This is a genomic window from Rhodovulum sp. DZ06 (genome assembly GCF_050586345.1).
GTDB lineage: Bacteria > Pseudomonadota > Alphaproteobacteria > Rhodobacterales > Rhodobacteraceae > JBOCEF01.
The window spans coordinates 82,247-102,450 of sequence record NZ_JBOCEF010000011.1; the positions used below are offsets into that span (position 1 = coordinate 82,247).

Sequence of the window (20,204 nt, forward strand, 5' to 3'; positions counted from 1 at the left end):
TGGAGCCTTTCCCATGAAGACCAGCATCCGCGACCTGAAGCGCAAGCGCGCGTCGCTCCTGGACGAAGCCGAAGCGCTGATCGCCTCGGCCGAGGCCGAAACCCGCGACCTCTCCGAGGCCGAACAGCCGGAGTACGAAAAGCGCATGGCCGAGGTTCAGCGCATCGACCGTCAGATCGAGATCGCCAAGGGCCGCGAGACGGGCGAGCGCGCCGCCGAGGCGCGCAGCCTGGGCGATGCTGACGCGGCGAAGGCCGAGTTCCGCGCCATCCTGCGCGGCGAGACCCGCGCCATGGAGGCCGGGACCGACGCCGATGGGGGCTTCGCGGTTCCCGAACAGATCGACCGCATGATCCAGGCGCAGCTTCTCGACGTGTCGCTTATGCGCCGCGTCGCGACCGTCGTTTCGACCGCCACGACCGACTGGAAGAAGCTGATCAACACCCGCGGCGCGTCCTCGGGCTGGGCGGGCGAGACCGACGCGCGGGCCGAGACCGCGACGCCGCAGCTTGCGCAGATCGCGCCGCCGACCGGCGAGCTCTACGCCTATCCGTGGGTCACGAACCACCTGCTTCAGGATGCGTTCTTCGACCCCGAAGCGTTCCTCTCCGAAAACGTCCTGGACGAGTTCGCGATGCAGGAGGGCGCGGCCTTCCTGACCGGCGACGGGGCCGACAAGCCCAAGGGCCTGATGACCTATCCGACCGCGGCGACCGCCGACGCGGGCCGGGCCTTCGGCACGATGGAGCACATGGTGGCGGGCGCCGCCGCCGCGGTCACGCCCGACGAGCTGGTGGACCTGATCTACAAGGTGCGCGCGCCCTACCGCCAGGGCGCGGGCGTCGCGTGGATGATGAACAGCGCGACCGTCTCGAAGATCCGCAAGCTGAAGGACGCGGACGGGCGCTTCATCTGGTCCGACAGCCTGACCGAAGGCCAGCCCGCGCGCCTGCTGGGCTATCCGGTGATCGAGGCCGAGGACATGCCCGACATGGCCGCGGACGGCCTGCCCATCGCCTTCGGCAACTTCCGCCGCGGCTACACCATCACCGACCGCATGGGCATGACCGTGATACGGGACAACGTGACCAAGCCGGGCTGGACGAAGCTCTACTTCGCCAAGCGCGTCGGCGGCGCGCTGACCGACTCGAACGCGGTCAAGTTCCTGAAGATGGCGGCGGCCTGATCGCCATGGAGGATGCGCCCGTGATCGAGATCGAACGCCGCGCCGCCGCCGAGCTGCGTGCCGCAGGTAATCGTCTGACCGGCTATGCTGCGGTCTTCAATGCCCGCTCGCATGACCTCGGCGGCTTCGTGGAAACGATCCGTCCGGGCGCGTTCACCCGCACGCTGGCGGCGGGGGCGGACGTGGTGGCCCTCTACCACCACGACGCACGGCACGTCCTCGGGCGCACCCTGTCCGGCACGCTGCGGCTGGCGGAAGATGCCCGCGGGCTGCGCTTCGACCTCGACGTTGCCGATACCAGCGCCGGGCGCGACGTGCTCGAAAGCGTCGGGCGCGGGGACGTGACGGGCGCATCCTTCGCCTTCCGCAGCCGGAAGGATGAATGGAGCCGCGATGCGCGCCCCGCGGTGCGGACGCTGATCGACGTGGATCTTCTCGATGTGACGATCACCCCGACCCCGGCTTATCCCGACGCCTCCGTCGCTCGCCGCGCCCTCGATGCGCAGCGCGCCGCGCCTCTGGCGCTGCGCCGCCGCCGCCTCGATCTGGCCCGCCGGAGGATCGGCGCATGAGCTGGCTTTCCCGCATCGTCTCCCGCGGCGTCGAGGCGCGCGCGGCATCGCTGCACTCACCCGAGATCGTCAACCTGATCCAGGGGGGTGAGCTGAGCGCCGAACGCGCCTCTCGCCATGCCGTCGCCCTGCGCTGCATCCAGGCGAAGGCCGAGGCGCTGGCGTCGGTCCCGCTCAACCTCTACCGCACCACCGACAAGGGCGGGCGGGAGCGTGTCACGACCGGCCCGCTGGCCGAGTTGCTGAACGACCAGTTCTCCGAGCGCCAGACCGCTTTCGAGGCGCGCGAGGCCCTTTCCGCTTGGTGCGACGTGCATGGCAACAGCTTCGCGCGCGTCGAGATCGGGGGCAGGGGAGAAGTCGTCGCGGTGCATCCCATGGCGCCGGGCTCTGTCTCTGCCGAACGGCTGACCGGCGGGCGGCTGCGCTTCCGCCACACCGACCCGGACGGGCGGCTCATGGTTCTGACCGAGGACGAGGTTCTGCACCTGCGCCACCGCAGTCGCGACGGCGTGTTGGGCGTTTCGCCGATCCAATGGGCGGCTGAGACCGCGGCGCTGGCCGTCGAGCAGACGACGCAGGCGAAGGCCCTGGTGCAGAACGGCATGCAGCCCTCCGGCATCATCAGCCTCGCGGGGGCGGCCAATTCGGCGCAGATGCAGGCCATGGTCGAGCGCATTCGCGACGGCTTCACGGGGGCGAAGAAGGTTGGCCGCGTTCTGGTTCTCGATGGGGGCGCCGAGTTCAAGCGCATGGCCCTGACCTCGGCCGATGCGGAATTCCTCGAAAGCCGCAAGCTCTCCAACCTCGACGTGGCGCGGATCTTCGGCGTGCCGCCGACCGTGGCGGGCATCACCGACAACGCGACCTATTCGAACGTGACGCAGGAGAACCGGGCTTTCGTCGCCCGTTGCCTCGCGCCCTGGGCGCGGCGGATCGAGCAGGCGATGAACCGGGCGCTTCTGACGCCCGAGGAGCGCCGGTCCATGTTCATCGAACACGACCTGTCCGGGCTGCTGCGAGGCGACCTCGAGGCGCGCTTCGAAGCTTACCGCGTCGGGCGCGAGGGCGGTTGGCTCTCCGCAAATGATATCCGGGCGATGGAGAACCTTTCCCCGATTGAGGGCGGCGACGCCTATCTGCGTCCGCTCAACATGGCCGATGCGAGCAAGGAGGACCAAAAGTGAAACAGTCCAACGGGCCTTCCGCGGCGCGCGCGCCGGTCGTGATGGTTCCCCGGCTGCTGCGCCCGGCGATGGCCGCGCAGTACCTTGGGGTGAGCGTCTCGCGCCTCGCCGAGCTGGATATTCGGCGCATTCGCAACTCCCCCCTTGGGCGGGGCGTGGTCGCCTATGACCGCCTCGACCTCGACGCTTTCGCCGACAGCCTCAGCGACGCGGCAGGCGGCGCCGGTCAGGCTGACACGGGGGGCTGGTGATGCAGAAGCCGCCCTACGTTGACGACTGGGGCGAGGGCGCGGCCTACCGCCGCCGCTATCGCCGCAAGCTGCCCGATGGGAGCTGGTTCCGGTGCAAGCTGCCGCACCGGGTCCCGTTCAACTCGCCCGTCTTCATGGCCGGGTATGCGGCGGCGGAGCGCGAGTTCGCGGCGCTTTCCCCTACGGCGCCCAAGCGGGTGCAGAAGGGTTCGGTCGATGCGCAGATCAGCCGCTATCTGCGCTCGCCCGATTTCGCGCGCCTCGCCCGGAACACGCAGAACGCGCGCCGGAACAACCTTCAGCGCTTCGCCGACCAGATCACCGGAAGCGGCATCCGCGCCGGTGAGGCCGTGATCGAGCGCATGGAAGAACAGCACGTCCGCGCCCTGATCGCGGACATGACGCCCGAGACGCGCCGCGTGATGGTGCAGGCGCTCCGGGCCGTGATCGAACACGCGATGGAGTGCGGCGACATGAGCCGCAACGTCGCCGCCGGGATCAAGGTGAAGACCAAGCCCAAGGGCGGGAAGCGCAGCGAAGGCCGCCACACCTGGACCCCGGACGAAATCGCGCAGTTCCGCGCCCGGCACGCGCCTGGATCGCGGGCGCGCCTCGCCATGGACCTCCTGCTGCTGACCGGCCAGCGCCGCGGCGACGCCGTGCGGCTAAGTTGGGACTGCGTTCAGAAGGCCCCCGAGGGCGGCCGCATCGTGACCGTCGATCAGGAGAAGACCGGCGCCCGCGCGCACATCCCGCTTCAAGGGCGCTCTTGGAGCTGGTGCAGGGCTTGCCGCTGGGCGGCCCGTGGCTGCGCAACGCCAATGGCTCGCCCTGGGCGAGCGGAAATGCCTTCGGCAATCAGTTCGCGGATTGGTGCGACGAAGCGGGCCTTCCGAAAGCCTGCCGCGCCCACGGGCTCCGCAAGGCCTTCTGCTGCTTCTGGGCGGAGCGCGGGTTCAGCCCTCACCAGGTCGCGGCCATGAGCGGCCACCTGAGCCTGTCCGAAGTCGAGCGCTACACCGCCGCCGTGGACCGGCGCCGGATCGTCGAAGCGATGCTGAAGGAGGCCTGACGCACGCCGCAAATGCGAAAAGTGCCTCGGACCCCAAGAAACAGTGCCTCGGAGGTGGCATAAGGGCATGAATTGTAAGGTAAACAGCGCGAGAGTGGCATCCCGTAGGGGAATCGAACCCCTGTTTCCACCGTGAGAGGGTGGCGTCCTAACCGCTAGACGAACGGGACAGTGTCCTGCGCCTCGCGCTGTGGGGGGCTATCTATCGGCCCGGCGGGGGCGCGTCAATGGCCCTTTTGAAAGTTTTTTCGGGGGGGCGGAAAAAGCCGATCCGGGACCGGGAAAGAGCCCCCGCAGGGCCCCGGCTCAGCGCCGCTCGACCTTGGTGCGCGACAGCTCCGCGCCGTCGGATTTGCGGATCACCAGCAGCAGTTCCGCGCCCGAGGCGTCGCGCCCCAGCGCCAGCAGGTTCGGCCCCTCGCCGCCCAGCGCCTGCACCTCGAACCCCGCCGGAAGCGCCACGGCCTCGACCGGGGCGGGGGCGACGGCGCCGGTGAAGCTGCCCAGGCGCATGGCGATGGTGATGGCGATCACCGCGATGCCGATCATCATCACCCCCAGCAGGGCCATGACCATCAGCCGGAGCGCGCGCAGGCGCGGCGGCTCGATAAACTCGTCCTCGTCCTCGGGGCCGCGCCGATCTATGGTGCCGCTCATGATGCAAGACTCCCTGTCCGCCGATGACGGCGACGATTTCGAAGACGGCGCCGAGGACGGCGCCCTGACCCTGCCGCCCCTCGTGATCGAGGCGGACCAGGACGGCGACCGCCTCGACAAGGCGCTCGCCTGGCTGGTGCCGCCGGGGCTCGGGCTGTCGCGTTCGCGCCTGCAGGCGCTGATCGCGGAGGGCGCCGTGTCCCGCGCGGGGCCCGATGGCGGGCCGGGAGAGGTGGTGACGAACCACAAGGGCCGGGTCAAGGCCGGGGAGGCGTATTGCGTCCTCCCGCCGCCGCCGGCGCCGGCGGAACCGGCGGCCGAGGACATCCCCCTTTCCGTGCTCTACGAGGACAAGCACCTGGTCGTGGTCGACAAACCCGCGGGCATGGTCGTGCACCCGGCGCCGGGGGCGGAATCGGGCACGCTGGTCAACGCGCTGCTGCACCATTGCACGGACCTGTCGGGCATCGGCGGGCAGGCGCGGCCGGGGATCGTTCACCGGATCGACAAGGACACCTCGGGGATCCTCGTGGTCGCCAAGACCGACGCGGCGCACCAGCGCCTGTCGGAGATGTTCGCGGCGCATGATCTCGACCGGCGCTACCTCGCCATCTGCTGGGGGGCGCCGGATATCGGCGATCCGCGCCTGCGCGGCATCGAGGGGGTGGAGGTCGAGCCGGGCGGCGTGGTGCGGATGGAGACGCAGATCGGCCGCCACCCCGCCGACCGCAAGCGCCAGGCGGTGCTGCGCGAGGGGCAGGGGCGTCATGCCGTGACCCGCTTCCGCACCACGGAGCGGTTCGGGCCGATGGAGAAGCCGGTCGCCTCCTGCGTCGAATGCGTGCTGGAGACGGGGCGCACCCACCAGATCCGCGTGCACATGGCCCATGCCGGGCACCCGCTGGTCGGGGACACGGTGTATGGCCGCGGCGCCCGCCGGGCCGCGGGGGCGCTGGAGGATGCGGCGCGCGAGGCGCTCGACGGGTTCTCGCGCCAGGCGCTGCACGCGGCGGTGCTGGCCTTCGAGCATCCGGTGACGGGCGAGGAGCTGCGGTTCGAAACCCCGCCCCCGGCCGACATGCAGGCGCTTCTGGACGCGCTGCGGGGCTGATTTGAAGCAGTGCGCAGTAGGTTTTTCGACCCTCTGCACGCGTCACTTATTGCATCAAGCTTCTCGATTTTTATCTGTAAGTTCAGGTGGAACTAGAGGAGTTGCGCAATGGTCAAGATCGCAAGAATGGCGCCAAACGGGAAGTACGTGGCAGGCTATCCCCAAATGTGTCCTGATGGGTCGTATGTTGGAGATGGCGGGCAGGTGACGATGGCTCCGGATGGGACATACGTCGCGGGCATGCCGCAGATGGCGCCTAATGGAAAGTATGTCGGGAGTTCTGGTCCTATTTCACTGGCACCTGATGGAAGTTTTGTTGCGGGTACGCCCGTGCTCTGCCCCGATGGTACCTACGTTTAAGCCGAGGATGCGATTAGATCCCGGGGCGGGCGCGCCCGCCCCGGAACATCATCGCCTTGATATCGCCGACCGACGGACATCCGTTCGCCCAGCGTTAAACTTAGCGTAATCATTGCGAACCAACTGTTGCGGCGGGGCGCGGGCGACCCCAAATCGTTCACCACGCCGCATTTCACGTCCCCGGAGGATCTTTCATGAGCAACTACGCCAAGCTCCCGGCCCCGTCGCCGGAACAGGGCCTGACCCGCTACATGCAGGAGATCCGCAAGTTCCCGATGCTGGAGCCGGACGAGGAATACATGCTCGCCAAGGCCTGGGTGGACCACGAGGACCGCGAGGCGGCGCACAAGATGGTCACCTCGCACCTGCGCCTCGCCGCCAAGATCGCCATGGGCTATCGCGGCTACGGCCTGCCGCAGGCCGAGGTGATCTCGGAGGCGAATGTCGGCCTGATGCAGGCCGTCAAACGCTTCGACCCGGAAAAGGGCTTCCGCCTCGCGACCTATGCCATGTGGTGGATCCGCGCCGCGATCCAGGAATACATCCTGCGGTCCTGGTCGCTGGTGAAGATGGGCACGACGGCGGCGCAGAAGAAGCTGTTCTTCAACCTGCGCAAGGCCAAGAACCGCATCGGCGCGCTGGAAGAGGGCGACCTGCGCCCCGAGAACGTCAAGACCATCGCGAAGAACCTCTCGGTCACCGAGGAAGAGGTGATCGCGATGAACCGGCGCCTCTCGGGCGGGGACGCCTCGCTGAACGCGCCGCTGAAGTCGGATGGCGAAGGCTCGTCCGAGTGGCAGGACTGGCTGACCGATGACGACGCCGACCAGGCCGCGGCCTATGCCGAGCAGAACGAGCTCGAGCAGCGGCGCGAGCTGCTGATGCAGGCGATGGAGGGGCTGAACGAGCGGGAGAAGCACATCCTGACCGAGCGGCGCCTGAAGGAGGACCCGGTGACGCTCGAGGAGCTGTCCAAGGTCTATGACGTCTCGCGCGAGCGGGTGCGCCAGATCGAGGTGCGGGCCTTCGAGAAGCTGCAGAAGAAGATGCGCGAGCTTGCGAAGGAGCAGGGGATGCTGGCCTCGGCCGAGGCCTGATCCACCGGCCTTTCGGACCGGCCCGGGGCCCGCGCGGAGCGATCCGCGCGGGTCCCGGCGTTTTGGGGGGGGCGTTTCGGGCGGCGTTTTCGGGAGCGTCCCGCCGCCCCCGCGGCGGCGGAGCCCATTGCCCGGGCCCCGCGCCCGCTGCATCCTGCGCGCGTCCGGGCAGGGCGCGACACCGCGCCCGCGCCGCCGGTCTTGCAGGACTTTGCATTCAGCGGTATGCAGCGCCCGGAAACCAGAAACCAACCACCTGCATGCGGGAGAGAATTCAATGGCTCGAGCGAAAATCGCCCTGATCGGCGCCGGTCAGATCGGCGGCACCCTGGCCCATCTCGCCGGTCTGAAGGAACTCGGCGACGTCGTCCTGTTCGACATCGCTGAAGGCATTCCCCAGGGCAAGGCGCTCGACATCGCCGAGTCCGCGCCGGTCGACGGCTTCGACGCCAAGCTCAAGGGCGCGAACGACTATGCCGACATCGCGGGCGCCGATGTCTGCATCGTCACCGCCGGCGTGCCGCGCAAGCCGGGCATGTCCCGCGACGACCTGCTGGGCATCAACCTGAAGGTCATGAAAGCGGTGGGCGAGGGCATCAAGGCCAACGCGCCGGACGCCTTCGTGATCTGCATCACCAACCCGCTCGACGCCATGGTCTGGGCGCTGCAGCAGTTCTCGGGCCTGCCGGCCGAGAAGGTCTGCGGCATGGCCGGCGTGCTGGACTCGGCCCGCTTCCGTCACTTCCTGGCCGAGGAATTCGACGTCTCGGTCAAGGACGTGACCGCCTTCGTGCTCGGCGGCCACGGCGACACCATGGTGCCGCTGACCCGCTACTCCGCCGTCGCCGGCATCAACCTGCCCGACCTGGTGAAGATGGGCTGGACCACGCAGGAGAAGCTGGACGCCATCGTGCAGCGCACCCGTGACGGCGGCGCCGAGATCGTCGGCCTGCTGAAGACCGGCTCGGCCTTCTACGCCCCGGCCGCCTCGGCGATCCAGATGGCGGAAGCCTACCTGAAGGACCAGAAGCGCGTGCTGCCCTGCGCGGCTTACGTTGACGGCGCCTATGGCCTCGACGGCTTCTACGTGGGCGTTCCGACCGTGATCGGCGCCGGCGGCATCGAGAAGGTCATCGACATCGAGCTGAACGCCGACGAGCAGGCGATGATGACCAAGTCGATCGACGCCGTGAAAGGCCTGGTCGAGGCGTGCAAGGGCATCGACCCGTCCCTCGCCTGATCCTTCGCGATCCGGCTGACTTTCGGGGCGGCGCGTCTTCGGACGCGCCGCCCTTTCGCGTTCTTGCGCAGAGTGGAAACGAATCGCGCCTTTTTTCCACTTTGAATTGAGGTGAATCCGGCGGGTCCGCGTTTCGGTCGAGCTGTCGGGGTCCGGGCGTCCCCGGCGCCGCCGCCTGGGGTCCGCGCGGATGCTGCGCTGCGATATTGTTGCATCGGCAATGAATGTTTTTGGCTCCCGCGCGGCTGGCGGCGCGCGGGCAAGTCCCCGATTTACATGCATAGATCCTGTCCGCCCGCGCCGGGCTGGGCCGACCCGGGTCGCCGGTCGGCCGGGCGGCGCAAGTTGCAGGCGCGTAAAAAATCATGCTGCGGCGCGAAATTGCACGCTTAAGTTGAACTCAGGCCCCGCTATTCGGGCGAGACCGGCATGTCGGCCAGCTGGGTTCAACATATGCGTATTTCAATGCTTCCCTCTCTCCGCGCGGTCTTCATCCCCGCGCTCGCCCTCGCCGCCGCCGGGATCGGCGTCGGCGCGGCCGCGGCGCAGGAGCGCGCCTTCATCGCGCTCGGCCCCCTTCCCGGACCGGCGGTCGAGGCCGGGCGCACCGTCCTCCAGGTCAACGCCGCGGCGCCGGGGCTGGTGCTGCAGCTCGGCCTCGCCGGGCCGGGCGCCGAGTGCGGGCCGGGGGCGCTGCGCGCCCGGGCGTCCTATCTCTCGGGTTTCGACGCGCCGGTGCTGGCCACCGCGGGCAAGGGCGACCGGATGGCCTGCGCCATGGCGACGGGCGAGCCGGGCCGGGGCCTCGACGCCCACCGCGCCGTGATCCACGACGCCCCGGCGCTGACCCATGGCCGCCGCCGCGGCCTGGCCTGGACCGAGGCCGCCGAGGGGCGCCCCGAGAACCGCGCCATGATCCTGGGCGGGGTGCTCTATGTCGCGGCCTCTGACGGGGACGTGCTGGCGGCGGCGGACTGGATCGAGGACACGGCGGCGCGGGCGGTCGGGGCCGGGGCGACGGCGGTCGTGGTCGGCCTGCCCTCGGACCCCGCCGCGCGGGGCATGGCGCGGGCGGCGGGGGCGCTGCGCGCGGCCGCGGCGATGGTGGACGGGCGGCTTCTGGCGCTGCATCCGGGCGACGCGCCGCTGGCGCGCGGGGCCGGTGGGGTGATGGCGATGGGCGCCCCGCGCGACGCCGAGGGCGCGCCGCTCGCCATCGGGCTCGACCTTGCGGCGCCGTTCCCGTGCCTGGTCCCCGACCGGGCGCAGAGCGCGCGCCTGGCGCCGGTTCCGGGCGCCTCCGCCGAGCGGGGGCGCCGGCCGCCCCCGGGCCGCGCCCCCGGGCGGGGCGGGGGCGCCCCGCTGACGCCCCTTGCGCGCGCCCCGCGGCCGGGTCCGGCCCGGGGCTCGTCCGCGTCGGCCCCGGGGCCTCCGCCGGGTCCTCCGCCGGGGCCCGCGTTCACCGGGCGCGCAGCTTCGCGCCTGCGCCCGCGGCGCGCCTTGCCTCGCGCCCGATTTCCGTGCTTTACCCGTGGCTGACAGTTTCCAGGAGAGTCCGACCATGGAGAAATTCAGCACCCTCACGGGGGTCGCCGCGCCGCTGCCGCTGATCAATGTCGACACCGACATGATCATCCCCAAGCAGTTCCTCAAGACGATCAAGCGTTCCGGCCTCGGCGTGAACCTGTTCGACGAGATGCGCTATGACGACGAGGGGAAGGAGATCCCCGATTTCGTCCTGAACCAGCCCGCCTACCGCGAGGCCAAGATCCTCGTGGCCGGGGACAATTTCGGCTGCGGGTCGAGCCGCGAGCACGCCCCCTGGGCGATCGCCGATTTCGGCATCCGCTGCGTCATCGCCCCGAGCTTCGCCGACATCTTCTTCAACAACTGCTTCAAGAACGGCATCCTGCCGATCGTTCTGCCGCAGGAAGAGGTCGACAAGCTGATGGACGACGCCGGCCGCGGCGCCAACGCCGTGGTGACGATCGACCTCGAGAACCAGGTGATCAAGGGCCCGGATGGCGGCGAGATCAAGTTCGACGTCGACCCGTTCCGCAAGCACTGCCTGCTTGAGGGCCTGGACGACATCGGCCTGACGATGGAGAAGGCGGACGCGATCTCGGCGTTCGAAGCGGGCCTCGGCGCGTCGCGCCCCTGGACCGCGCCGGCCGCCTGATCCAGCGTTTCGCCGCCTGGAAAGGGGCGGGTTCCATGTCGCGTGTGTCGGGCGGCGTTCTCAGGGCGCTGATCGTGCTCCTCGTCCTCTTCGCCCCGGCGGTCCTCGTGCCCGCCGTGTCGCAGAGCGCGCGGGAGGTGTCGGCCGTCATCGGGGCCATCGCGGGCGTGTGCGTGTTCTTCGAATACGCCGCCCGCAACCCCGGGCTGATCGATTTCCGCTTCGCGCCGCCCTACAACCGGGCCCGCTTCGCCACCTTCACCGCCGTCCTGTTCCTGATGATCTTCTTCATGCGGGCGCAGGAGGGGCGGGACGACTTTTCGGCCCAGATCCTCACCACGTCGCTGAGCCTCGGGCAGCAGCTCGACTTCGCCATGTCGCCGGTGTCGATGGTCGCGGACATGGTGGGCGATCCGCGCGCGCCGACGCTCAACGCCGTGCTGCGCGCGGCGGCGGCGCTGGCCTTCGTGACCGCGACGGTCGGCGCGCTGTTCTTCGGCGTGCTGTTCTGGGTCACGCCCTGGCCGACGGACCGGGCCAATTTCAACCTCTGGGTCAACCTGCCGACGCTGGAGACGGCCTATGGCGTCGAGGTCGAGCGGCGGCTGATGCGGCTCGGCCTCGCGATGATGCTGGCCGGGATCGGCGCGCCCTATGCCAGCCTCGCCATCGCCTCGCGCGCCTCGGGGGTGGTCGACCCGCTGGCCTTCATCGACCCGCTGCCGATGGTCTGGGCCGCCACGGTCTGGGCCTGCGCGCCGATGTTCCTGTTCCTGCGCGGGGCCGCGATCCTGAAGGTCGCCTGGCTGATCCGGAGAGCGCGGTGAGGCGCCTGCGGCGCCTGCTCTGCGCGCTGGCGCTCGCCCCCTGGGCGGCGTCGTCCGCGGCGTCGGCGCAGGAGCTTGCGGCCGCCGCGCCGCCGCCGCCGGAGGCGGGAGCGATCCGGGTCGCCGTCTTCAACGCCTCGCTGTCGCGCCGCGGCCCGGGCCTTGCGTGGAAGGCGCTGGCCGAGGGGCGCCAGGACCAGGTGCACGCCGTCGCCGACATCATCCGCCTGGTGCGCCCCGACGTGATCGCGGTGCTGGAGCTTGACCACGACCGCGAGGGGCTGGCCCTGTCGGCCCTGCAGGCGCTGCTGGCGCGCGACGGCGGCGCGCCCGGGATCGCCTATCCCCATGTCTTCGCGCCCGAGGTCAACACCGGCGCGCCCTCGGGCCTCGACCTTGACGGCGACGGCGAGGCGGCGGGCCCCGGCGACGCCTGGGGCTGGGGCGCCTTCCCGGGGCAGTACGGGTTCGCCATCCTCTCGCGCCTGCCGCTGGCCACGGAGACGGCGCGCAGCTTCGCCCGCCTGGAATGGGAGGCGATGCCGGGCGCGCTGATCCCGCGGGACTTCTATGGCGAGAACGCGGGGGCGGTGCGGCTGTCCTCGAAGACCCATCTCGACATCGCCGCGGCGCTGCCGGGGGGCGGGGCGCTGCACCTGCTGGTCAGCCACCCGACGCCGCCGGTCTTCGACGGGCCGGAGGACCGCAACGGGCGGCGCAACCACGACGAGATCCGCTTCTGGGCCGAGTATATCGACGGCGCGGACTGGATCGAGGATGACCGCGGCGGGCGCGGCGGCCTTGCGCCCGGCGCCCGCTTCGTGGTGCTGGGGGACCTGAACGCCGACCCGGAGGATGGCGACGGGCGGCACGAGGGGATCGGCGGGCTGCTGGCCCATCCCCGGGTGCAGGACCCGGCCCCGACCAGCCCCGGCGCGCGCGCCGCGGCGTCGGAGCAGGGCGGCGCCAACGCCCGCCAGGCCGGGGACCCGGCGCGCGACACCGCCGACTGGCGCGACGCGGGCGGGCCGGGGAACCTGCGGGTGGATTACGCGCTGCCCTCGGACGGGCTCGCCATCGCCGGGTCGGGGGTGTTCTGGCCCGCGCCGGATGCGCCCGGCGCGGGGCTGGTCTGGGGCGGGGGGCGGCGCCCGCCAAGCTCGGATCACCGGCTGGTCTGGGTGGATATCAGGCCCTGATCGCGGCGTTGGGCGCGGCGGTGGGCGCGGGGTCCCGCGAGGCGGCGGGCGAGGCGGTGGGCGCGGGGTCCCGCGAGGCGTCCCGCGGGGCGGCGGGCGCCGCCTCGGGCAGGGCGCCGAGGCCCCGGAGGCTCTCGGCCAGGCCCGCCTCCATCGGCGTGGGGCGGAACTCCGGGACAAGGGCGGCGAAATCGGCGCCGTCGACCCGGTGCGGGCGGTCCCACAGGTAACGCATCTCCCTCAACTCCCGCGCCAGCGGCCAGACGGGGGCGGCGAGGCGCAGCGCCCACCAGGGGAAGGGGCGCAGGCGCTGGGGGATGCCGGAGGCGGTCTCGATCCGTGCGCGCATCTCCTCGCCGCTCATGCTCCAGCCTTCGAAGCCGAGCGCGGTCCAGGCGGGCAGGTCGGCCCGCCGCAGGGCGAGGGCGGCGCAGGCGCGGGCGTAGTCGGGCAGGTACGCCCAGGCATGGGGCAGGTCGGCGCGCCGCCCCGGCCAGCCCAGCCGCCCGCGCCCGGCCTTCGGGGCGATCACGGATTCGAACCAGTTGGCGCCGGGGCGGGTGTCGATGAAATCCCCCGCGCGCAGCTGGATCACCTGCACCGGGTCGCCGCCATCGGCGCCGGTCGCGGCGGCGCGCAGGCGCTCTTCCATCCGGCGGCGGACCAGCGGCTTGCCGAAGGCGCCGCGGAAGGGGCCCGCCTCGGTCAGCGTCCCGGGCATGTGCGGCCCGTAGGCGTAGACATTGCCGGGGATCAGGATGGCGGCCCCCGCGGCGCGGGCGGCGCGCAGCAGGGCCTCGGTCATCGGGGCCTGGTCGGTCTTCCAGCGCGCATAGGGCGGGTGGGCGCCCTGCACGATCAGCGCGGCGCCCCGGGCGGCCGCGGCCATCGCGCCGGGGTCCGAGGCGTCGCCGCGGGCGATCTCGGCGCCCTCGAGGCCCCCGGGGACCGCGCGCCCCTCGCGCAGCAGGGCGCGCACGGCGAAGCCCTCGGCGAGGAAGGCGCGCACGGCGTGCGGACCGAAGCGCCCGGCGGCGCCGGTGACGAGGACGGTCGCCGGGGGGGGAACGGGGGCGGGGGTCGTGTCGGGGGCGGGGGGCGTGTCCGGGGCTACGGGCGCGGTCATGGCGGTCTCCTCTCTGCCGGGCGCCGCCGGGCTGGCGGCGACAGGGGAAAGCTGGCTATTCTCTGGTGCGGGTGGTAGCGGAGGATTTGCATGGAACCCATTCACCAGGGAATGGATCAGCCGCTGGACTGGGCCGAGATCCAGGTGCTGCTGCTGGTGCGCCGGGCCGGCTCGCTCTCGGCCGCGGCGCGGGCGGGCGGGATCAGCCAGCCGACCCTCTCCCGCCGCCTCGCCGCGCTCGAAGCGCGCCTCGGGGCCACGCTGTTCCATCGCGGCGCGCGCGGGGTGCAGCCGACGGGTTTCGGCGAGGACATCCTCGCCCATGCCGAGGCGATGGACGAGGCGGCGGCGCGCATCGCCCTCGCCGCCCATGCCGGGGGCGCGCGGCTGACCGGCGTGGTGCGCGTGGCCGCGAGCCGCATCGTCGCGCAGCACCACCTGCCGGGGATCCTGGCGCCGCTGCTGGAGGCCGAGCCGGGACTGGAGATCGAGATCGCCGGGTCCGACGCGCTCGACGACCTGGCGCGGCGCGAGGCGGACATCGCCGTGCGCATGGTCCGCCCCGAGCAGCCCGAACTGGTGGCGCGGCGCATCGGGGCGTTCGAGTTGGGGCTGTTCGCGCACGAGAGCTACCTCGCCCGCCATGGAACCCCGCGGACGCCCGAGGAGCTGATGCGCCACCGGCTGGTGGGCTATGACCGCTCGGACCTGATGCGGCGCGGCTTCCGGCAGATGGGGATGGACCCGCCGCGCGGCGCGTTCCGGCTGCGCACCGACGACCAGCCCGCGGCCTGGGCGGCGGCGATGGCGGGGGCGGGGATCACGCCGATGCAGGTGGCGGTGGCGGCGCGCACGCCCGGGATGGTGCGGGTGCTGGCGGCGGTGCAGATCCCGCCGATGCCGGTCTGGCTCGCGATGCCCGGGGCGCTGCGCCGGGCCCCCGCCGCGCGCCGGGTCTGGGACGCGCTGGCCGAGGGGCTGACGGCGGCGGTTCGCGGCTGAGGGCGCCGGGGCTGAGGGCACGCGAAAGGGGCGCCCGCATCGCTGCGGGCGCCCCCTTTTGTCGTCGTCCGAAGCGGTCCGGCTCAGCGCTTGCGGCGGGAGGCCGCGACGCCCATCGCGCCGAGCGCCACGGCCATCAGCGGCAGCGCGGCGGGGACCGGCACGTCGGACAGCTCGGTGTCCTCGGTCTGGATCTGGGTCAGGGTGTAGGTGGTCTGGGTCCCGAGACCCGAGCCGAACGAGCCCTGCAGCGTGATGCCGTTGCTGAAGGTCGCGGTGGCCTGGGCGTTCGGGATTCCGGCGCCGCCGTTGTTGAACATCACCGTGCGGAAGTCCTCGGTGGAGTTGCCCGCATCGCTGTCGATGTCCGACAGCCAGGTGACGAAGTCGCCGCCGTCGAAGCTGGTGAAGGTGAAGGACAGAAGGTCCGTGCGCGCGCCGCCGTTGGCCAGGTCGCCGGTGACGATGGTCGAGGCGCCGCCCGCCGGGGCGGTCAGGCTCTGCGCATAGTCGAAGTTGAAGGCGGTGTCGCCGATGGTCAGCGAGAACGCGTTCAGCAGCGCGCCGTTGTCCGACAGGTTGGTCACGGTCAGGCGCGGCACGTTGAAGTTGGCGCCGACCGCGGACGACCCGCTGACCTGCAGCGAGAACGCGGTCTGCGCGGCCTGCGCGGCCGAGGCCCCGGCGATCACGGCCGCGGCGGCGGCCGCGAGGGTGGTGAAACGGTTCATCAGCAATCCCCTTGCTGCGCCGGGTCGGGAGGGCCCGGCGGGTAATCTTTCGGGCGCCGCCCCCTGCCGCGACGCGCCGGTCCGGTCGACCGCCATGCGGCGCGGACCGGAGGGAAACATTGATGCAGGTGCGAGAAACATCCAACGTCTTTTTCGCGTGCTGAGATGAATAATTGAAAATGTGAAAAACAGCGCCCCGTTCTGCGCGCAAGGGTTGTGTAAAAGGGGCGTTCGCGGCGCCCGTGTCGCGAATGATGCGCGCCCGGCGCCGGGGGCGGACGTCCCGCGCCGGGCGGGGGGCGCGGCGCCGCGGGCCGCCGCGAATCGCCCGGCGCCGCGGCCGCCCGCGGGCCCGTCCCGATCCCTGTCCCGGTCCGCGCCCGAACCCGGGCCGCGCCCCGCCCGCGCCTCGCCGCGCCCCGCCCCGGCGCCCGGCGCGGCCCCGGCGGCGCTTGACCAAGCGGCCTGCGCCCGGTACCGCATCGCCGACCCATATCCGCCCTTCCGCGAGGAGCCCAGCCATGTCCAATCCCTCCATCCTGATCCTGCCCGGCGACGGCATCGGCCCCGAAGTGATGGCCGAGGTCCGCAAGATCATCGACTGGTACGGCTCGGCCCGCGGCGTCGCCTTCGACGTCTCCGAGGACCTGGTGGGCGGCGCGGCCTATGACGTCCACGGGACCCCCCTGGCGGACGAGACCATGGCCAAGGCCCAGGAAGTGGACGCCGTGCTGCTCGGCGCCGTCGGCGGGCCCAAGTACGACGTCCTCGATTTCTCGGTGAAGCCCGAGCGCGGCCTGCTGCGCCTGCGCAAGGAGATGGACCTCTACGCCAACCTGCGCCCGGCCCAGTGCTTCGACGCGCTGGCCGATTTCTCGTCCCTGAAGAAGGACGTGGTCGCCGGGCTCGACATCATGATCGTGCGCGAGCTGACCTCGGGGATCTATTTCGGCGAGCCGCGCGGCATCCACAAGGAAGGCAATGAGCGCGTGGGCGTGAACACCCAGCGCTACACCGAGTCCGAGATCGCCCGCGTGGCGCGCTCGGCCTTCGAGCTGGCCAGGCGCCGCGGCAACAAGGTCTGCTCGATGGAGAAGGCCAACGTGATGGAGTCCGGCATCCTGTGGCGCGACGTCGTCACCGAGGTGCACGCGGCCGAGTACCCGGATGTCGAGCTGAGCCACATGTACGCCGACGCGGGCGCCATGCAGCTCTGCCGCTGGCCCAAGCAGTTCGACGTGATCGTGACCGACAACCTGTTCGGGGACCTTCTGTCGGACGCGGCGGCGATGCTGACCGGCTCGCTCGGGATGCTGCCCTCCGCCTCGCTCGGCGCGCCGATGGCCAATGGCCGCCCGAAGGCGCTCTATGAGCCGGTGCACGGCTCGGCCCCCGACATCGCCGGGCAGGGCAAGGCCAACCCCATCGCCTGCATCCTGAGCTTCGCGATGGCGCTGCGCTATTCCTTCGACATGGGCGCCGAGGCGGACCGGCTGGAGAAGGCCGTGGAGGACGTGCTGGCCGACGGCCTGCGCACCGCCGACCTGTTGGGCGAGGAGGGCGTGCAGCCCGTCTCGACCGCCGAGATGGGCGACGCGATCGTCGCCAAGCTGGCCGCGTCGGTCTGAGCCGTCGCGCGCGCCGGTTTCGGCCCCTGGCCGGAGCCGCGTGATGTCGGCCTCGCGGCCGAAGGGGGGCCCGCGGCGCTTTCGCGCCGCGGGCCCTTGCGTTGCGCCCTGCCGGCGGCGAGGGGCGTGGGCCGGTGCGCCGGCGGCGCGCCTCCCTCCCACCGCCTGCCGTGGTGGAGGCGTTCGAGGGGGCGAAGCCCCCTCGAGCGGGGGACCGGGGGCGGCAGCCCCCGCAGCCCGGGGCGGGGCGCAGTCACGCAATAGGGCGACGCCGAGGCGCCGCCCTTCCGCAGGCCCGAACCGGACCGCCCGTCAGTTCACCGCGACGATCTTCCCGGGGTTGAGGATGTTGAGCGGGTCCATGGCCTTTTTCAGCGTGGCCATGACCTGCACGGCCTCGCCATGCTCGGCCTCCATGTACTCCATCTTGCCGCGCCCGATCCCGTGCTCGCCGGTGACGGTGCCGCCGAGCTCCAGCGCCAGCTTGTTCATGTCATGGGCCATGCGCTTGGCCTCCTTCAGGTCCCCGGGCTTCTCGGGGTCCGTCAGGATGGCGACATGGAAGTTGCCGTCGCCCACGTGGCCGACGATGGAGGCGAGCAGCGGGCTCGTCTCCATGTCCTTCATCGTGGTCAGCAGCGCCTCGGCGAGGCGGCTGATCGGCACGCACACGTCGGTCGTCACCACCTTGGCCCCCGGCTGCATCGACTTCATCGCGAAATAGCCGTTGTGCCGCGCGGCCCAGAGGCGGTTGCGCTCCTCGAGCGTGGTGGCCCACTGGAATTCGCCCGCGCCGTGCTCGGCGGCGATGGCGCCGAAGAGCTCGGCCTGCTCGGCCGTCCCCGCCTCGGTGCCGTGGAATTCAAGGAACAGGTGCGGCTTCACCGGCATGTCGAACCCGGCATACTTGTTGAAGCTGTCGATGGCGCCGGGGTCCAGGAACTCGATCCGCGCGACGGGGATGCCCATCTGGATCGTCTCGATCACCGCCGAGACCGCGCCCTCCACGCTCTCGAACGGGCAGACGGCGCTGGTGATGCTTTCGGGGGTCCCCTGCAGGCGCACGGTCAGCTCGGTGATGATCGCCAGCGTGCCCTCGGAGCCGACGATGAGGTTCTTCAGGTCGTAGCCCGAGGAGGATTTGCGCGCGCGGCTCCCCGCCCGGATGATCCGCCCGTCGGCGAGCACGGCCTCCAGCGCCAGCACGTTCTCGCGCATCGTGCCGTAGCGCACGGCGTTGGTGCCCGAGGCCCGCGTGGCCGCCATGCCGCCGAGCGTGGCGTTGGCGCCCGGGTCGACCGGGAAGAACAGGCCGGTGGCCCGCAGCTCGGTATTCAGCGCCTCGCGCGTCACGCCGGGCTGGACCACGGCGTCGAGATCCTCGGCGTGGATCTCCAGCACCTTGTCCATCTTCGACATGTCCATGGAGATGCCGCCCTGGAAGGCCAGCGCGTGGCCTTCGAGCGAGGTGCCCACGCCCCAGGGCACCACCGGGCAGCCTTCCTCGGCGCAGATCTTCACGGCGTCCGAGACGTCCTGCGTCGATTCCGGGAACAGCACGCCGTCGGGAGGGGTGTCGGGGTAATAGCTCTCGTTCTGGCCGTGATGCTCGCGGATCGCGTCCGAGGTGGTGAACTTGTCGCCGAAGCGGTCGGCCAGGCGGGTCAGGGCGGCGTCGATGGTCATGGGGGCGTCTCTTTCCTCCGGGAACGTCTCGGGGCGTCCTTCGCCGGCGGCGCGCGCGGGGGCGCGCGCGGACGGGGCGCCGCTTTTGGCGGCGGAGATTAACCCCGCGGCCGCGCGGCTGAAAGGGCGGGCGTGCGAGTCGCGCGCCCGAAGCGCGCAAAAGGATGGGCCGGGGTCCATCCGCGGCGTCCGCCCCCCGGAAAGCATTTGCATTCCCGCCGAAGGCGGGGTTTCCCTGACCCCATGCCCCCGCGCCGAAAGGCCGCCGACGTTTATCATCAAAGGCAGGAGAAACTCTTGATGGAGGACAAACCCATGACCGCGATGACCGCAGCCGCTTCTTCCGGCGCAGGCGCCGATGTCGAGGACCTCTCCGCCCTCACCGCCCTCGACAACATGGCCGAGGCGGCGCCCCTCGCCCGCCTGATCGCCGCGGGCGACCCGAAGCCCGAGGCGGCGATGATCCCGGAGTTCGAGGCCAAGCCCCTGCGCACCAGCGCGATCACGGTGCCCTCGGGCTGGATCGACTACAACGGGCACATGAACGTGTCCTATTACACCATGGCCTTCGACAAGGCCGCGGACCAGATCTATGACGACGTGCTGCTGATCGGGGCCGAGTATGCGCGCAACCTGCGCATGGGGCCCTACGTGATCCAGCAGCAGATCCACTATCTCGGGGAGCTGCTGCGCGGCGACGAGTTCTGCGTCGGCTTCCGCATCCTCGATTTCGACGCCAAGCGCCTGCACACCTGGTGCGACCTGATCCGGGTCTCGGACGGGCGCATCGCGGCCTCGGCCGAGGCGCTGGTGATGAACGTGGACCTCGAGAAGCGCCGCTCGACCCCCTATCCCGACTGGGCCTTCGCCCGCATCAAGGCGCTGGCCGAGGCGCAGGCGGACATGCCCCTGCCGCTGCGGGTGGGCGCGAAGATCGGCATCCGGCGCTGAGCCGCCGCGCCTCGGGCGAACAGGCCCCGGCAGGGGGGGGGGGGGGGGGGGGGGGGTGGCCGCCCCCCCCCCCCCCCCCCCCCGAGGGGGCGATCCCCCCCGAAAAAGACACCAGGCCCCCCCCCCCCCCCACCCCCCAAAA

The 20,204-nt window shown here is 71.4% G+C and carries 19 protein-coding genes, 1 tRNA gene and 1 pseudogene; 15 read left to right on the forward strand and 6 right to left on the reverse strand.

Translation table 11 applies throughout. From position 1 onward, the window contains the following. Positions 1-13 precede the first annotated feature (13 nt). Genes ACQ5SO_RS07500 through ACQ5SO_RS07515 form a run of 4 tightly spaced genes read left to right on the forward strand, consistent with a single transcriptional unit; the run spans position 14 to position 3,196 of the window. On the forward strand, positions 14-1,186 hold the full coding sequence (locus tag ACQ5SO_RS07500; protein ID WP_430940964.1) for a phage major capsid protein: 1,173 nt from the start codon (positions 14-16) through the stop codon (positions 1,184-1,186). Positions 1,187-1,206: 20 nt separating this feature from the next. After that, positions 1,207-1,758 carry an HK97 family phage prohead protease gene (locus ACQ5SO_RS07505; RefSeq protein ID WP_430940965.1) on the forward strand — a complete coding sequence of 184 codons (552 nt, stop codon included), beginning with the start codon at positions 1,207-1,209 and terminating at the stop codon, positions 1,756-1,758. Next, on the forward strand, positions 1,755-2,945 hold the full coding sequence (locus ACQ5SO_RS07510) for a phage portal protein (protein ID WP_430940966.1): 1,191 nt from the start codon (positions 1,755-1,757) through the stop codon (positions 2,943-2,945). The genes ACQ5SO_RS07505 and ACQ5SO_RS07510 overlap by 4 nt, the downstream gene beginning before the upstream one ends. Next, positions 2,942-3,196: a hypothetical protein gene (locus tag ACQ5SO_RS07515; RefSeq protein ID WP_430940967.1), complete on the forward strand. Its 255-nt coding sequence runs from the start codon at positions 2,942-2,944 to the stop codon at positions 3,194-3,196. Before ACQ5SO_RS07510 ends, ACQ5SO_RS07515 begins: the two co-directional genes overlap by 4 nt. On the opposite strand, the gene ACQ5SO_RS07520 is transcribed toward ACQ5SO_RS07515, so the two are convergent. Next, positions 3,172-3,744 (reverse strand): hypothetical protein, encoded by a 573-nt coding sequence (locus ACQ5SO_RS07520; RefSeq protein WP_430940968.1) that lies wholly within the window; start codon positions 3,742-3,744, stop codon positions 3,172-3,174. The genes ACQ5SO_RS07515 and ACQ5SO_RS07520 overlap by 25 nt on opposite strands. Positions 3,745-3,974: 230 nt before the next feature. Here ACQ5SO_RS07520 and ACQ5SO_RS07525 point away from each other — a divergent pair. Next, a pseudogene (locus tag ACQ5SO_RS07525) lies at positions 3,975-4,166 on the forward strand (hypothetical protein); the annotation flags it as partial. A gap of 197 nt (positions 4,167-4,363) precedes the next feature. On the opposite strand, the gene ACQ5SO_RS07530 reads toward ACQ5SO_RS07525, so the two are convergent. Continuing rightward, a tRNA-Glu gene (locus tag ACQ5SO_RS07530) sits at positions 4,364-4,438 on the reverse strand. Between the two features lie 136 nt (positions 4,439-4,574). Then, the gene (locus ACQ5SO_RS07535) at positions 4,575-4,925 is read right to left on the reverse strand and encodes a DUF6476 family protein (protein ID WP_430940969.1); all 351 of its coding nucleotides are present in this window, start codon (positions 4,923-4,925) and stop codon (positions 4,575-4,577) included. Here ACQ5SO_RS07535 and ACQ5SO_RS07540 point away from each other — a divergent pair. The 7 genes from ACQ5SO_RS07540 (at position 4,924) to ACQ5SO_RS07570 (ending at position 12,938) form a co-directional block, all read left to right on the forward strand. Next, entirely contained in the window at positions 4,924-6,036 is a 1,113-nt protein-coding gene (locus tag ACQ5SO_RS07540; protein ID WP_430940970.1) for an RluA family pseudouridine synthase, read from the forward strand. The genes ACQ5SO_RS07535 and ACQ5SO_RS07540 overlap by 2 nt on opposite strands. Before the next feature lie 554 nt (positions 6,037-6,590). Beyond that, positions 6,591-7,493: an RNA polymerase sigma factor RpoH gene (gene rpoH, locus ACQ5SO_RS07545; protein ID WP_430940971.1), complete on the forward strand. Its 903-nt coding sequence runs from the start codon at positions 6,591-6,593 to the stop codon at positions 7,491-7,493. Positions 7,494-7,770: 277 nt separating this feature from the next. After that, complete coding sequence (mdh, locus tag ACQ5SO_RS07550; protein WP_430940972.1) at positions 7,771-8,733, forward strand: malate dehydrogenase; 963 nt, start codon at positions 7,771-7,773, stop codon at positions 8,731-8,733. Between the two features lie 465 nt (positions 8,734-9,198). Beyond that, positions 9,199-10,272 carry a hypothetical protein gene (locus tag ACQ5SO_RS07555; protein WP_430940973.1) on the forward strand — a complete coding sequence of 358 codons (1,074 nt, stop codon included), beginning with the start codon at positions 9,199-9,201 and terminating at the stop codon, positions 10,270-10,272. A 22-nt stretch (positions 10,273-10,294) separates the two neighbouring features. Further along, complete coding sequence (gene leuD, locus ACQ5SO_RS07560; protein ID WP_430940974.1) at positions 10,295-10,912, forward strand: 3-isopropylmalate dehydratase small subunit; 618 nt, start codon at positions 10,295-10,297, stop codon at positions 10,910-10,912. A 35-nt stretch (positions 10,913-10,947) separates the two neighbouring features. Further along, positions 10,948-11,739: a hypothetical protein gene (locus ACQ5SO_RS07565; RefSeq protein ID WP_430940975.1), complete on the forward strand. Its 792-nt coding sequence runs from the start codon at positions 10,948-10,950 to the stop codon at positions 11,737-11,739. Next, entirely contained in the window at positions 11,736-12,938 is a 1,203-nt protein-coding gene (locus tag ACQ5SO_RS07570) for an endonuclease/exonuclease/phosphatase family protein (protein WP_430940976.1), read from the forward strand. The genes ACQ5SO_RS07565 and ACQ5SO_RS07570 overlap by 4 nt, the downstream gene beginning before the upstream one ends. On the opposite strand, the gene ACQ5SO_RS07575 is transcribed toward ACQ5SO_RS07570, so the two are convergent. Continuing rightward, a complete protein-coding gene (locus tag ACQ5SO_RS07575) occupies positions 12,928-14,064 on the reverse strand; it encodes an NAD(P)H-binding protein (RefSeq protein WP_430940977.1) in 1,137 nt (378 codons plus the stop codon). The two genes, ACQ5SO_RS07570 and ACQ5SO_RS07575, sit on opposite strands and share 11 nt — an antisense overlap. 90 nt (positions 14,065-14,154) lie before the next feature. Between ACQ5SO_RS07575 and ACQ5SO_RS07580 the strand changes: the two genes are divergently transcribed. Continuing rightward, positions 14,155-15,066, forward strand: a complete 912-nt coding sequence (locus ACQ5SO_RS07580) for a LysR family transcriptional regulator (protein WP_430940978.1) — start codon at positions 14,155-14,157, stop codon at positions 15,064-15,066. An 83-nt stretch (positions 15,067-15,149) separates the two neighbouring features. Here ACQ5SO_RS07580 and ACQ5SO_RS07585 read toward each other — a convergent pair whose 3' ends face one another. After that, the gene (locus ACQ5SO_RS07585) at positions 15,150-15,797 is read right to left on the reverse strand and encodes a VPLPA-CTERM sorting domain-containing protein (protein ID WP_430940979.1); all 648 of its coding nucleotides are present in this window, start codon (positions 15,795-15,797) and stop codon (positions 15,150-15,152) included. A 521-nt stretch (positions 15,798-16,318) separates the two neighbouring features. Between ACQ5SO_RS07585 and leuB the strand changes: the two genes are divergently transcribed. Next, complete coding sequence (gene leuB / locus ACQ5SO_RS07590) at positions 16,319-17,425, forward strand: 3-isopropylmalate dehydrogenase (RefSeq protein WP_430940980.1); 1,107 nt, start codon at positions 16,319-16,321, stop codon at positions 17,423-17,425. A 312-nt stretch (positions 17,426-17,737) separates the two neighbouring features. On the opposite strand, the gene ACQ5SO_RS07595 is transcribed toward leuB, so the two are convergent. Next, positions 17,738-19,111 (reverse strand): FAD-binding oxidoreductase, encoded by a 1,374-nt coding sequence (locus ACQ5SO_RS07595; RefSeq protein ID WP_430940981.1) that lies wholly within the window; start codon positions 19,109-19,111, stop codon positions 17,738-17,740. Positions 19,112-19,411: 300 nt separating this feature from the next. Between ACQ5SO_RS07595 and ACQ5SO_RS07600 the strand changes: the two genes are divergently transcribed. After that, entirely contained in the window at positions 19,412-20,062 is a 651-nt protein-coding gene (locus ACQ5SO_RS07600; RefSeq protein ID WP_430940982.1) for a thioesterase family protein, read from the forward strand. Positions 20,063-20,204 lie beyond the last annotated feature (142 nt).

Bases quoted from the DNA above. Each gene is read 5' to 3' on its own strand.
- ACQ5SO_RS07500 (WP_430940964.1), top strand. From the start codon at position 14: ATGAAGACCAGCATCCGCGACCTGAAGCGCAAGCGCGCGTCGCTCCTG.
- ACQ5SO_RS07510 (WP_430940966.1), top strand. From the start codon at position 1,755: ATGAGCTGGCTTTCCCGCATCGTCTCCCGCGGCGTCGAGGCGCGCGCG.
- ACQ5SO_RS07540 (WP_430940970.1), top strand. From the start codon at position 4,924: ATGATGCAAGACTCCCTGTCCGCCGATGACGGCGACGATTTCGAAGAC.
- ACQ5SO_RS07535 (WP_430940969.1), bottom strand. From the start codon at position 4,925: ATGAGCGGCACCATAGATCGGCGCGGCCCCGAGGACGAGGACGAGTTT.
- rpoH (WP_430940971.1), top strand. From the start codon at position 6,591: ATGAGCAACTACGCCAAGCTCCCGGCCCCGTCGCCGGAACAGGGCCTG.
- mdh (WP_430940972.1), top strand. From the start codon at position 7,771: ATGGCTCGAGCGAAAATCGCCCTGATCGGCGCCGGTCAGATCGGCGGC.
- ACQ5SO_RS07555 (WP_430940973.1), top strand. From the start codon at position 9,199: ATGCTTCCCTCTCTCCGCGCGGTCTTCATCCCCGCGCTCGCCCTCGCC.
- leuD (WP_430940974.1), top strand. From the start codon at position 10,295: ATGGAGAAATTCAGCACCCTCACGGGGGTCGCCGCGCCGCTGCCGCTG.
- ACQ5SO_RS07565 (WP_430940975.1), top strand. From the start codon at position 10,948: ATGTCGCGTGTGTCGGGCGGCGTTCTCAGGGCGCTGATCGTGCTCCTC.
- ACQ5SO_RS07575 (WP_430940977.1), bottom strand. From the start codon at position 14,064: ATGACCGCGCCCGTAGCCCCGGACACGCCCCCCGCCCCCGACACGACC.
- ACQ5SO_RS07580 (WP_430940978.1), top strand. From the start codon at position 14,155: ATGGAACCCATTCACCAGGGAATGGATCAGCCGCTGGACTGGGCCGAG.
- ACQ5SO_RS07585 (WP_430940979.1), bottom strand. From the start codon at position 15,797: ATGAACCGTTTCACCACCCTCGCGGCCGCCGCCGCGGCCGTGATCGCC.
- leuB (WP_430940980.1), top strand. From the start codon at position 16,319: ATGTCCAATCCCTCCATCCTGATCCTGCCCGGCGACGGCATCGGCCCC.
- ACQ5SO_RS07595 (WP_430940981.1), bottom strand. From the start codon at position 19,111: ATGACCATCGACGCCGCCCTGACCCGCCTGGCCGACCGCTTCGGCGAC.
- ACQ5SO_RS07600 (WP_430940982.1), top strand. From the start codon at position 19,412: ATGGAGGACAAACCCATGACCGCGATGACCGCAGCCGCTTCTTCCGGC.